Genomic DNA, 13,003 nt, shown 5'->3' with positions numbered 1-13,003 from the left:
TGATGCTTTATATTTTCAAAAAAATATCAAAAACTAATCTATCGCCGTCCAAATATTTAGCGCAAGTGAGCGAACCGCAAGGTTCGTGTGATTTCTGTACAACCGCAGACGCTCTGCAGGCTCTGGACTCCACAATAGAGCACTTCCGGCAACTTCAAGCAACGAAAGTCCAATATACTGAGATTCGTAACGGCTCTCAGACCCTAGAACATCTACAATTTCCAATAAAGTTTCCGGACTCCAGTATCCCGTGCTCTCTTCTAAGTTATACGCGACCTGCTTATAAACATCGCTTAATAGCTGGGGCTGATTTGAAATAGTGGTAACCATCCGATTCAGATAATTGGCCGATTCCTCCACGTTATTCCAGTCTATTGCTGCTATATACAATTTCATCACAGTTTGCTGTAAGGTCTCATCAGATGCCAGACAGTCAATCAGATCCGTATACAAAGGGATAAGGTGCATCCGGGTGATTTTTGGCAAAGCTATCAGCTGGTTGACTAATTTCAGTAGACGTTGCCGATGAGGCAAATCTCTTTTGGCAGTGGCGTTCCATTCATCACTTATCGCTGCACTAACCAGTCTCTGACATACACCAACTACAACCTCATTGATCTTACCATCGCGACAGGTTTCTACCAGCGTGTTCATAGCAGTTTCCCATCTAGTGCTGTCTTCCAAATCCGTAATAGACCGAGCGGTGGCAGCTGCAACAATCCCTTCATTTCCATTTGTCCACCGCATCATAGAAATGAAAGCATATCTGCCAATATACGCATCTTGGTGCCTTGCAATTTCAAGGATTAATCCTAGATAACGTGGTCTAAAGTCTAGCGGAAGAGCATTAGGCTGTTGAGATAATAAACTTCCTGCGATGTCACTTTCTGATGAAGAAGCCATTGTACTTAACATATCCCAAGCGCGTTCATCATCTAAAAGCTGTTTGGCAGCATGCCCTATGGCTATGATTACATCCTTGTGTGCATTGGGTTTCTCGAACTCATTCATCAATAGCGGAAGGCTGTCATCGCTTCTATAAGCGCCCAGTAAGCGGATGGCTTCTTTTCTGACAGTGATCTTCAGCTTATCCCGATTCAGAAGCTCTTTCAGCATGGTAACCAGTAACACCGGATTCACCCTGCGGATGCATCTGGGTATCGAGTACATGGCTACACGGGCCCGGTCCCCATCCAGATTCTCCAGCAGAACGGGAAGTGCCTTCTCCGGTTCTTCCATAAGCGAAAAGGCATGAAGTGCAGCTTCTACTACAGTTACTTCCTTATCCTGCATAAACCCAAGTAACCTATCCGAACCGAGATCAGGCATGCTTGCCATGATCTTAATAACGCTTGCACGCTCCCAAAGATTACGTTTGGCATCGTATGCAATTTTTTCTAATAAGGCACTTAAAGCTTGTTGCTGACGTGGCAGCCATCTGTAGAATCCATCCGCGGCCGGCACAAGATAGATAGTTTTGCCTGATAGGAACTTGCCCTTAATGATAGCTCCTGAAATAAAAGGATCGAGCCATTCCTGACGCTTCAGATGCAGATGCTGGAACACTTCATGGATCGTAATATACGATTTATCTAAAGCTAATAATTCCTTAACTCTGGCATCACGCGTTGTACGAGGCGCAAGCCAGTATCTGGCCGCTTGTATGGCTGTAGAATCCGCCTTTGCCCTCGTTGCTTCCTTTAACAGATTCTGAAGTTTTATGATGCCGTAACCTCTTTTACCGAATGAGCTAGCTAGGCTTAATACCAGATTGTAGTCTTCTCTTTTGTTGGCCTGTACAGCTAATGTATAAATTTCGTCGAAGATAATCTCTTCTACTCCCCGGGGTAAATTCTTCTCCAAGGATGGAAGGGAAAGCTGCCCATTCTGCTTGGCCAATTTCTGAATCGTATTTAAAGAAAACTTAAACAGCTCACCGTGAGGAAGTAATGCGTTATGCCGGAGAATAGCAAACGCCAGTTGTTGAACGGAAAATTTTGTACCATATGAAGTATCTCTGGCCTCTATAACACTATCAACAAGCAAAGTAAGCTCTTGTACATGGGCATCCGTGAACACAGACGCAGGACTTTCCGATAGCTCTTTAAACACAGCGCCCCGGACGGGATCCTGATCATTTTTAATCCGGCCCAGATACACCAAAGTTTCATTCATGCCCTGTCTCGACAGAACGGTACTTCTGATCAGCTGCATAAGCGCCGTGGCACGTTCGTCTGCACTGGATACCTGTGTTGCTTGTTCAAGTCCCGCTCTTGAATGAAGAATAGAACGGCAAGCTGTAAATCTGATTGTTCTCTCCCGGTCATCATTGATTTCACGAAGGCCAAGCATCCGGTTGGCTTCCTTGTCACGCAAGACATGTGGTAATACATATAGTAATCTTTCCGGAAAAATACGTTCATTACGTTTATCTTCTTCATACACAGCATCGAAAATGACCTTGCGGCTAGAGGGTGCAATATTCTGAAGCAGCTTTGCTATGTGCATAGGGTGATCTGCGAGTAGTTTCGCTATCTCCATCCATTGATCCATGGATAAATATTTTTTCCTTTTAAGAACAGCTTCAGGAACACCATAAGAAATCAGATCGCTCCGCGACTCCGTTCGTGTTAACAGCTGATATACCTTATTAGGATTTTGGCGTACAAGCGTGCCAAGCTGTTCTTTTAACGCAGGATGTATGATGCCCATAGGTCCATGATTCAGCGCACACTCCAGCACCAAATCTGCCTTCAGATTGCATAGGATCTCCAGAGCTGATGAGAATCTCCACCAGACATAGCCTTTTTCCCTAAGTGGTGTGCTTTCCAGTGTTGTTGCAAAGTATTCCGCTACTACTTCAAGATGCCGGCTGGATAATTTCTTCCAGTCTTTTATGGCATACCCGATATCAGCAAGCCATTTACTTACCGTTGCCGAATAACAGGCCAGCAATATAATCGCGGCTTCCTCCGCTCCCCATCGGGCATACACTACAGGCAATATGCGTTCCGCTAATTCCTGACGGTTAATCTGTGAAATACTGTGCAGCAGCTTGCGGCGGCAATCATGGGATAAATGGGGGAGCTCACGTTCAATATCAGCATCCGAAGCCACCTTTGCCAAAAGACCCGCAGCCGTATTTCTGATACTTGCCTTGGGATGCCGCAGTGCTGATAGAATAATAGCAGCATCTTGTGTTGCAATGGCGCCGATTAAGGCAAGTCGTGCTTCATAAACGCCATCCTCCAGCAAAGAGGCTAGTAATTGGGAGTACTGGACAGATCCGAGATGATCACGGCCTAGGATTGCTACTTTCTTGATTCTGTCGGAATAACCTAGCGAATCCAATTCTTTAAGTAAGCTCTGTTTATCCAATGGATCTCTTTTGAAAATCATAAGTCCTCCTCGTTAACCTGTTCTTATTCCACCCGAACTTTATTCTCTATACCCTAATCTATCCCCTTTAAAAAAACTAGAATTCAGCATCTGGTTTCGTTGACCAAAAAATAAAGGTAACCCTGAAGCAGGTTATTCAACCCCCTTCAGAATTACCCATCATGTACTGCTTGCTCTAGTCATTCTTTTTCTGAATAAACACATACGTACGCTCATCCGACAGCTCATCAGCAAAGCTGAAATCAAATCCGTCGAAGCCTTTGATATCCTCCACACAGCTGATTTGCCGCTCAGCCATGAAGCGTACCATTTCACCTCTGGCCATCTTGACCAGGGTCGCTCTCTCTACTACCTTACCGCCGATCTCCTGCCCGAATACACAACTAACCATTCGAACATTCCCGCCAATGTAAGGGGAGATGCACTTGCTGTACTCCTTAGAGGCCAGATTCAGAATGATGTCAGTCTCCGAAAACAGCTGATCTGCCAGCTTCCTGTTCCAGAACTCGTAGATAGACTTGAAACCAGGTCCGCTAAGCTTTGCCTGCATCTCCAGCCTGTACGGCACAACGCCGTCAAATGGCCGGACGATTCCATAGAATCCGGACAATATCCGTAAATGCTGCTGAAGATATTCCAGCTCCTCCATTTGAAGTATCCCGGGTGCCATGTACTGGTACTGGATACCCTCATAAGAAAAGATAGCCGGTGTAAGATTCCGTGTTACATCCATATCCCGAATCCGCTCCACATTCAGCGTGGCGATAGCATCATTGCATTTCCATAACGATTTGGCTTCTTCATAATTCAACTTTTGTAATAAGGCCAGAAGAGTCTGCGACTCGCTTATGAATTGCGGCATCTGGCGGCAATCCAAGAAATCCGTATCCATCTTCATCTTCTTGGCAGGCGATATAATGATTCTCATGGTGCTCCCTTTTCTTACCCCCGCGGGGAATTTAAATGTAACCTTATCCTATCACACTTAATCTTCGTAGGCTTGGGGCAAGTTCATGAAATTTGTTCACTGCCGCCCACCTTGTGCGCCACCGCCATCTGTACCTGGGTTGCCGTTTCTCCTTGTCCCACCATTCATGCCGGGAGATCCGCCCCCATCTTTCCCCCGCCCGCCAGTGAAGCCCTGTCCCCCGTTCGCTCTTGACCCGGAGTCAGTACTCGTTATCTTCTGTGCGGTAATAGCATCGCAGGAGACGAGCACCATGGAACAACTTAGCACTGCTATGAGCAAAGCGAAATATCGCTTGATCCGCATCTTTGAATCCCCTCTTTCCGAGCGAACATAGTTAACGTGGAAAATATCTTTTTAACATATAATCGTATACGTCCTTAAAACCCATGTAGGATAATACGATCAGCAGCGGATACACCGGGTAAATATACCGGGACTTGATCTCCCATAAAAGATAGAATCCGATAAAGCCCAGCACCACAAGAATCAAAGAGGTCTCTTCAAATCTTTTGTCTCTTATTCCACCCATTAAGCGAACGAGTATAAATACATACATCAGAAAATTCAGAACATACAGCAGCCACAACATTCCACTTCTATAATTGGAGTCTGCCTTAAAGAAATCCGTAGCAGCATTAGTGTAGCTATAACGGTCCATGACAAAGCCCATTCTTCCCCCGTTACTGGATGATCCGTCATTTCCGAGCCCATATCGTTCCATCTGGTAGGTTCCTTCCGTCCAGGTCCAAACGATTTTTTTATAATACATCTTCACTAAGTCACTTAGGCCCGCCTCGGAGAGTTTATTACTGATTTTTTCTTTAAATAACTCCGAACTTTCTGCCTTATTATAATTTGCATCCTGCTGATAGATAGCGTAGCTCTCCCGGTTGTCCCAGAACCCAAACGTCTCCAGATTGATCCCCATATTCAGCCACATGTAGACAGGTGCGGAATTTTCGTTCATCGGTTCATCTGCAACATTCGTCGCCTGCAGCACAGCATTTTGCGTCCAGCCGGGAACATTAAACAATATGGCCGTGATAAACAAAGCGCTAAAAACCTTTTTCACCCCGATAGAACGTATGTTAAATAAAAGACCCGCCACCACGGTAATCAGAAAAATAACACCGATACTGCGGAAATAGTTGCCTATTGCCAGTAAGAGAGCTGCGAAGAGAATATCCTTAATGGACCTTCTTTTAATAAATCTTATGGCAAAATATAAAGCACTTGTCAGAAAGGCGGTAGCGATCACATCGTTATAGATAAAATTACTCATAAACAATGAAGGGATATAGGTTGCAGCAAACACGAGGATGCCATAATCCTTATCCTTGGACTTATAATTGAGCTCTTTATACAGCATGTAAATCATTAATGAGGTTAAGAGTGTAAACAGAATATTAAATATTTTGATTACCAGATAATTATCCGGAAAGATCAACAACAACGTCTTTAAATATAAAACGATCGAAAAATTAAAAGGGAACATATGCAGATAGCCGTTCGTGTCAAACGACGAATAATCATTCCTGTACAGCATGTCGAGTGCCAATGAAAGGACTGTCTGCGAATCATCCGTCGGCATGCGTGGAAACAGAAAGATAATCACCATCTGGATTGCAAAAGAAAACAGCAGTATGGCTGGAATGACTATTTTCCAACTGTACTTATTAAGCTTCAGGCACATTTTATACAAAATAACGCTTAATGCCAGCACCACTGCGATCACTAGAATAAAAAGACCCAGCTGTTGTCTCTCCAAAATTGGCGTGTCCCCATATACGAAATAATTATATTTCGCCCTAATAAAAAAGGAGGATGCGATAAAAAGACCGATAAAGAATGCAAGTATGAGATACAATGTTTTTTGAATTCCTCTTATCATGGAAAACCTCCTTTGCGCAATCGAAAGCCCTTTACAATCCGCTGCCCCGATTCATAAAAAACATTATAAACACCCAAACTGAAAATCCAATGAAAATCGGATGTTTGGGAATTCGCAAAGAAGAGATTTAGAAAGAGAGGTACGTCCTACAATTGGGAATCAAAAAGTCGCAAATGTGATACGGAAGTTTCAAAATGGAGAGAGTTGCGGAGACAAAGAGAGGAAATGGAAAACTACTCCAATCCTAGGGAGTATTATGACAAGAGTCTTAATTCTCTTTCAAACGATTATGCTATACTGGTGGAGCAAATAGAATAGGCTTAAAGGGTCGGTCGGCTACCTCTCACCGAAGGGAGGGATGCCTTGTGACAGTGTTTGAAGCAATGACGCTTATGCTAACCTTTGGTTCGCTTATCGTAGCGCTGCTGTCCAATAAACGCAAATAGACCGCCCACTCACAAAGGCATGCGGTCTATCTGTCGTGTCCTATTTGCTGAAGCCTACCGCCCTTAAAAGCGGCTATTGCCTTGGGAGTCGTGTTACAGCACGGCTCTCTTTGCATTTTACGTCTTTTCTACCTTTAATATACCACAAATAATTTAATAACGTAATAATGTACGGTGTTACATTACATTTCCAATCTCCCAGAAAATCCATCCATCCTTGCGTACATCAGAAGAATTTACTATCCATCTTTTTTAAAAACCGATTATTAGCGATTAAGCCTTTCACTCTCTTCGTTGTATTAGGCCCTTTCGGTGTGCTACCTCTTCTATTCAGCAAAATCCACCGTAGACATGCCCAAGCTTCAAAGATCTCAAGTTCTTCCTGATCCATATCATTTTCCAATAGATAAGCAGTTCTGAACACATCAGCATAACGCTCAGAGATATATATTTTCAGCAGAATAAGTGACCAGGCAAAATCATATCTAGAGTCTCCCAACTGGCCGTTCGTCCAATCGATTATGGTATATCGCTCTTTATCCTCCACTATATTTCCGATATGAAAATCCCCATGAATGATACAGTCTTGCTTCATTGGAGTTTGCTCAACCAGAGAAGTCAATACATTATAAATATCAGATTGTTCTTTAGCTTCAGGGAAAAAGTAGCCGATGAAATCGTATTTTGGCAGTTGTATATTTCCAATCTCTTCAACGCGAATTTTATGTATTTTTGCTAATAGGCTTGCGAGTTCCTTCATTTTCCTGGTATTCATTTTATGAATAGGGGTTCCGTCAAAACTTGTTAACAACACCTTATGTCCCTCCGGATTGATTCCCCAGCCCACTGGTTTAGAGACGGCTACTCCTCGTTCGGATAGAACATCCAATAAACGATATTGAAACTGGACATCCGGTCTGGATTCCTTATTCCATGTTTTCAGTACATAGCTCTCTTGATCAGAATTAATCCTCATGACCTCAGCTTCAAATCCTTGATCCATTGTATGCGCAGTTAAGCTGTCTTCCTGATTTAATAAGTCGTTTATGATTTCGTTGTGCTCTAGCCAATTTATGATAGATATAGGAGTTTTCAAAAATGGATTCTTCCTTTCGGAGTCAGCTACAACAGATTAACGCAACTCAAAATTACAAATAACATAAAATAGATTGTTCTATCCAGTACATAAATACAGTATCCGGGCTTTTCTTTTCAAACTTTTTCATTTTTAAATACATGTCCATTCCATCAGAAACATCATGCCATAAATCCGTAAATACAAAATCATATTTTTCCTTAGACATATGTTGTTCTGCATATTCGAAAGCATCTGCTTGGATAAGCCTGATCTTGTGAGCATTACTGAATTGTGGCAGTACATATTTATTAAATAAATCAATGACATCTTGATTTTTTTCAACAACCGTTATGCTTTCAACATTAACTTTTTCAGAAACCATATAAGCATAATAGCCAAGTCCAAGCCCAAATGTAAGAACATTCCCAAACGCTTTATCAACAGCTTCTTTCATTGTTTCTATTTCATTTGGTGTGATCGTCATCCAGATTCTTTCATTCTCCAAGACAGCCGGGAACATGAATTCAGTTTGAAAAAAACCAACCTGAGGAATTTGTCTTCCCTCTTCTGTCCGGATGATATCATTGCAAACAAAACCTTCAAAAGGTTTATATTTTTCATATTTTAATTCACTATTATTAATCTTTATAGTTGGTATCTTGATATTTTTATAATATGGATTGTCATAATATTCATTTGCATCAAGCTTATGAAGCATATTGCTAAAATATTGGTTGAACAATTCCTTATCATCAACATTATCAACCGTATCCATCCCAAAAGCAGCAGCCAGCATTAAACCAAAAGCGTATTCATAGGATACACCACAGTTTACGATTTCTTCAATTTCTTCTTTGTTAATAAAGTCGGGGGTATTATTCAAATAGCGGCTAAGTAAAGCAAACACTTTATAGTTATCTTCTTTTACTTTTTCTTTTATTACGTTATTAAATTCCATATTCTCACCTATTAATTAGAATTTGTTCCTATGTCTCATGTTAGTCTTTCCGGATTGACTAGTAGGCAATACTCTCATTTTACCATTTAAAAATCCAGAAAAACAAAAACCGCTTTACTAATCCGTGACAGTTACCACTTCTACAGTGAGAAAATCTCACGCCAAATCTTCTAGTTATATGGTTTATGGTCCATTTTCCGCCTAATCCGCTCAATATTTCGTTACCCTATGTTAGAATAGACGACTTGTATAATTTGTGAAAACTTTCACTAATAGTCATGATTGATGGTATACTTAATAAGAAGATGAACTAAAGAGAATAACGATGGAAACTGTGGACGTAACCGTAGAAGATTTGAAGTTTGGAGAACAACAGCGACGCGCGCGCTTCTCCACTTCCAACTCCCTCTGATACTTCCTTTCTTTTTTGTCGGGTTCTTTTGGTACATCTTAATAGAGAAATATAAAAGTGGAGGGTTAACAATGAAAAAGAAAGCAGCTGGTGCTCTGAGTCTCGTCCTCTCTGTCATGCTCGTTATCGCAGGTTGCGGTAATGGAAACGACAAGGTGAACGAGAGCAAGAGTAATAACAACGAGAAAAAAGAAGTTGAAGCCGTCTCCGGGGCATCTGAAGCAAGCTACACACCATTCGATCAATTAAAAGATAAATATGATATCATCATTGTCGGTGCGGGTGGTGCGGGAATGTCCGCGGCGCTTGAGGCCAAAGAGAAAGGCATGAACCCTGTTATTTTGGAAAAAATGCCGGTTGCCGGCGGGAACACAACCAAATCCTCTTCGGGGATGAACGCTTCTGAAACGAAATTCCAAAAAGAACAAAACATTGAAGACAGCAATGATTTATTTTATGAAGAGTCATTAAAAGGTGGCCATGACACTAACGACAAAGAAATGCTTCGTTTCTTCGTTGATAATTCCGCGAGTGCGATCGATTGGCTGGATTCCATCGGAATCCGCTTGAACAATATCACCATTACAGGCGGCATGAACGAAAAACGTACACACCGTCCTGAAGATGGCTCTGCTGTGGGACAATACCTTGTCAAAGGTTTAGTGAAAAACGTACAAGAGAAAGAAATCCCTCTTTTCGTGAATGCTGATGTCAAAGAAATCACTGAAAAAGATGGCAAAGTAAATGGCGTCAAAGTCCTCTTTAACCAAACAGAGGAAAAAACAATTACGGCAGATGCTGTCGTTGTAACCACTGGCGGATTCGGTGCCAATATGGATTTGATCTCCGAAGTAAGACCTGACTTGGAAGGCTACGTTACTACTAACCAAATCGGCAGTACCGGGGACGGCATCAAGATGATTGAGAAACTCGGCGGCACAACCGTCGATATGGATCAAATCCAAGTTCACCCGACTGTGCAGCAAGAAAAATCCTACCTCATCGGCGAAGCTGTTCGTGGGGAAGGCGCTATCCTTGTTTCCAGTGAAGGTACACGGTTCACCAATGAATTGGATACCCGTGATAAAGTAACAGCTTCCATCAATACACTGCCTAATAAAGCAGCTACGCTGGTCTTTGATTCCGGTGTTAAATCCCGTGTGAAGGCTATTGAACAATATGACAAAATGGGCTTCGTGATTCAGGCGGATTCCATCGAAGCTTTGGCCAAAGAAATCGGTGTTCCAGAGGATAAGCTGGCAACAACGCTTGATACTTGGAACAGCGCCGTTAAGAATAAAAAGGATGCCGAATTTGGCAGAACTACAGGAATGGACAATGACCTGTCCACTGGTCCTTTCTACGCTATTAAAATTGCTCCTGGGATTCACTACACCATGGGTGGCGTGAAGATCAATACGAACACAGAGGTTCTAAATAAAGATGGTGAAGCTATCCCTGGTCTGTTTGCGGCAGGCGAAGTTACAGGCGGCTTACACGGACAAAACCGGATTGGCGGCAACTCTGTTGCAGAAATCATTATTTTTGGTCGTCAAGCTGGGATCAAATCTGCTGAATTCATAAAAGCAAAATAAGTAGATAACAGATACTATAGGCCTCACAGCAAAAAGCTCAAGCATCGGCAAGTTAGCCGCTGGCTTGAGCTTTTTTAATGGGATTAATCGCCAATAGTTCGGATAATAGTATCAAACGGATCTAATTCCAGGGTTTGTTGTCCATATTCCGTATCGATCGTAGTTTTTTGAAGCTGGTCGCTATTGTTAATCACGACGAGTATTTTACTTTCTGGATAATAAGCACACTCTGTATATAAATTATCCGTAATATACTTTGTTTCCTTTAACTCATTGCCGGCAAAACGGATCACATTTAACAGCAATCTTGTATTTTCAAAGCTTAAGGTGAAAGAAGGCAGGTAGATCCCCGTTCCTTTACCAAAGGCATGGGTGGACAATGTTATCATCCCACTCTTTTCACACAATACCGCTGCTGAGCCATCCGTAAGATAAATGTTATTTTTAGGTGTTATGCTGGCTCCTTCAGGCACTAAACCTTGCTCATCTCTAGCCTCAAATGTCCATCTTCCATGAGCTACCTTGGAGCCTGTATCCTCATCCAGACCAAGCACATGTGCCATTCTGAAAAAGCTGTCATAACCATCAAGCGCCGAAGGCTGATTGATACCTATAAAAGTACCGCCCTCATAAACCCATTCTGTCAGTAAGTCCACGCACTTATGGTCACTCCAATATTCTCCACCACTCCATGCTGAACCTGCCGAGCCGGCATTGATCACTACATCACACTCTTGTAATACTCCCTTACGGATATCTTCAAAATCAATGAACTGCACCTCAACCGGCAACCCGGACAAAGCCTCGTTGATATGAATCAGATCATGCATATACGTTTCATGGAAATGCCCGGACAAGGTCCACGATCTCAATTTGCCCCAAGCGTGCAAAATGGCTACCTTCGTCTTAATGTGATACGGTTTGCCTTTATGATGCAGCTCTTTAATTTCTCTGAATTCATCCGCGATCTTTTCGATATAATCACAAAAATCCGGATAAGGCTCTACAAGATGCAAATATCCGCCCAGTCCAATCCGATCTATAGGCTCTCTGAGCAAGGCGCGCCGGATATTAATCCAATACTTTTTGGCATCGAGCGTAGGGTTACCTCCCTCCATAAACGTAGGAAGCCCTCCCAATCCAACCGGAAATAAATAGGGATGCAGCCGAATCTCATGGGTATCTACTTTTACACCAGAACAAAGCCTTGCCTCATACCCTGAGAACACACATTTAATCATCCCGTCAAAACCAAACTCCTCAAAACGGTCATTGTAAGGCTCCATGCCAACCCAACTATCATCATAGAAGACATACGCCAGCTTATCGTGCTTATGCACAATATCAATTAATTGCTTACCAAATTCGATGACAAAATCATTGATAAATGCCATATAGTCCAGCTTCCGCTGCTGCGCCGGGATATGACTGACCCGATATTTCCCACCATTCACAAAATCCTCGGCCGTGAGCGAATACCCATATTTCTTGGCAAACAGATCAAGCGCCCTTGAGCTTACCGTAAAATCATATGAACCCCAGTCCGAGAACAAATGGCGATTGCGCTCATCACTGCCCCAGATCCAGGCGAAATTATAAAAGAGGGAGGTGAACCGAACCACTGTTGTTTCCTTATGCTTACGACACCAATCTTCAATCCAATGGAGTAAATATTTTTGCGTTTCTACATAGATGGGATCAATCTGCATCAGATGCTCTTTTTCCCAGTGATTCGTGGTGTGATTGTACATGGAGATCTCTTCCCAAATCCGGTAGACCATGAAGCTGACTGTGTATTTATGCCAAGGCGTTATTCCAGTAATGACTACATTTCCCGATTCCCGCTCATAATTCCACAGTTCTCTTGGAACCTCTTCGCCCGTCGTTCGGTCAAAAACCTGCCAGTACTTAAACGCCTCTTTGGAATCATTCACTCGGAATTGTTCAGCAAAAAAATCCTCCATCAGATAGATGGATAAATAATCTTGTACCGCTACCTTCGGATTTGTTATTAAAAAGCTCTGCTGCAGCTTGTCTGAATTCTGGGACGCCCATTCGTTATGATCTCTGATGATGCAGATTGTAGAATAAATGCCGTATCCTGCGTTGATAATCTCATCGGACAACTGTGTGCCGTCACTGTCACGGATGACATCGGCACCCCAACGTTCAGCTAATTCCAGGGTCAATGCCTCATAACCGGATTCTCCCGGCAGTGTAAAGGCCCCCGTTGTTTGTTTGGACAACTTGGATC

General features: G+C 42.7%; 9 protein-coding genes. 2 read left to right on the top strand and 7 right to left on the bottom strand.

Going from position 1 to position 13,003, the window contains the following annotated elements:
• Positions 1–33: 33 nt before the first annotated feature.
• The 4 genes from NYE58_RS04140 to NYE58_RS04125 all read right to left on the bottom strand — a co-directional run bounded on the left by NYE58_RS04140 (position 34) and on the right by NYE58_RS04125 (position 6,260).
• Positions 34–3,399, bottom strand: coding sequence for a HEAT repeat domain-containing protein (locus tag NYE58_RS04140; protein WP_341001172.1), 3,366 nt, complete (start codon positions 3,397–3,399; stop codon positions 34–36).
• Between the two features lie 175 nt (positions 3,400–3,574).
• Positions 3,575–4,327 carry a peroxide stress protein YaaA gene (yaaA, locus tag NYE58_RS04135; protein ID WP_076219433.1) on the bottom strand — a complete coding sequence of 251 codons (753 nt, stop codon included), beginning with the start codon at positions 4,325–4,327 and terminating at the stop codon, positions 3,575–3,577.
• Between the two features lie 96 nt (positions 4,328–4,423).
• The gene (locus NYE58_RS04130) at positions 4,424–4,672 is read right to left on the bottom strand and encodes a hypothetical protein (RefSeq protein WP_036684840.1); all 249 of its coding nucleotides are present in this window, start codon (positions 4,670–4,672) and stop codon (positions 4,424–4,426) included.
• Positions 4,673–4,703: 31 nt separating this feature from the next.
• Positions 4,704–6,260 (bottom strand): glycosyltransferase family 39 protein, encoded by a 1,557-nt coding sequence (locus NYE58_RS04125; RefSeq protein ID WP_341001171.1) that lies wholly within the window; start codon positions 6,258–6,260, stop codon positions 4,704–4,706.
• 365 nt (positions 6,261–6,625) lie between these two features.
• On the opposite strand from NYE58_RS04125, the gene NYE58_RS37425 reads away from it, so the two are divergent.
• Complete coding sequence (locus tag NYE58_RS37425; RefSeq protein WP_445671780.1) at positions 6,626–6,706, top strand: putative holin-like toxin; 81 nt, start codon at positions 6,626–6,628, stop codon at positions 6,704–6,706.
• Positions 6,707–6,932: 226 nt separating this feature from the next.
• Here NYE58_RS37425 and NYE58_RS04120 read toward each other — a convergent pair whose 3' ends face one another.
• Positions 6,933–7,709 carry an aminoglycoside phosphotransferase family protein gene (locus NYE58_RS04120; protein ID WP_341001170.1) on the bottom strand — a complete coding sequence of 259 codons (777 nt, stop codon included), beginning with the start codon at positions 7,707–7,709 and terminating at the stop codon, positions 6,933–6,935.
• A gap of 145 nt (positions 7,710–7,854) precedes the next feature.
• Positions 7,855–8,742, bottom strand: a complete 888-nt coding sequence (locus tag NYE58_RS04115; protein ID WP_254857080.1) for a spermine/spermidine synthase domain-containing protein — start codon at positions 8,740–8,742, stop codon at positions 7,855–7,857.
• Between the two features lie 483 nt (positions 8,743–9,225).
• On the opposite strand from NYE58_RS04115, the gene NYE58_RS04110 reads away from it, so the two are divergent.
• Positions 9,226–10,749: a flavocytochrome c gene (locus tag NYE58_RS04110; RefSeq protein ID WP_340916459.1), complete on the top strand. Its 1,524-nt coding sequence runs from the start codon at positions 9,226–9,228 to the stop codon at positions 10,747–10,749.
• A gap of 83 nt (positions 10,750–10,832) precedes the next feature.
• Here NYE58_RS04110 and gnpA read toward each other — a convergent pair whose 3' ends face one another.
• Positions 10,833–12,995, bottom strand: coding sequence for a 1,3-beta-galactosyl-N-acetylhexosamine phosphorylase (gene gnpA, locus NYE58_RS04105; protein ID WP_076276968.1), 2,163 nt, complete (start codon positions 12,993–12,995; stop codon positions 10,833–10,835).
• Positions 12,996–13,003 lie beyond the last annotated feature (8 nt).

This window comes from Paenibacillus sp. FSL L8-0708 (assembly GCF_038009325.1).
GTDB classification, from domain to species: Bacteria; Bacillota; Bacilli; order Paenibacillales; family Paenibacillaceae; genus Paenibacillus_AQ; species Paenibacillus_AQ odorifer.
The sequence above is the reverse complement of the archived record's forward strand: the minus strand, read 5'-3'. Positions and strand labels throughout refer to the sequence as shown.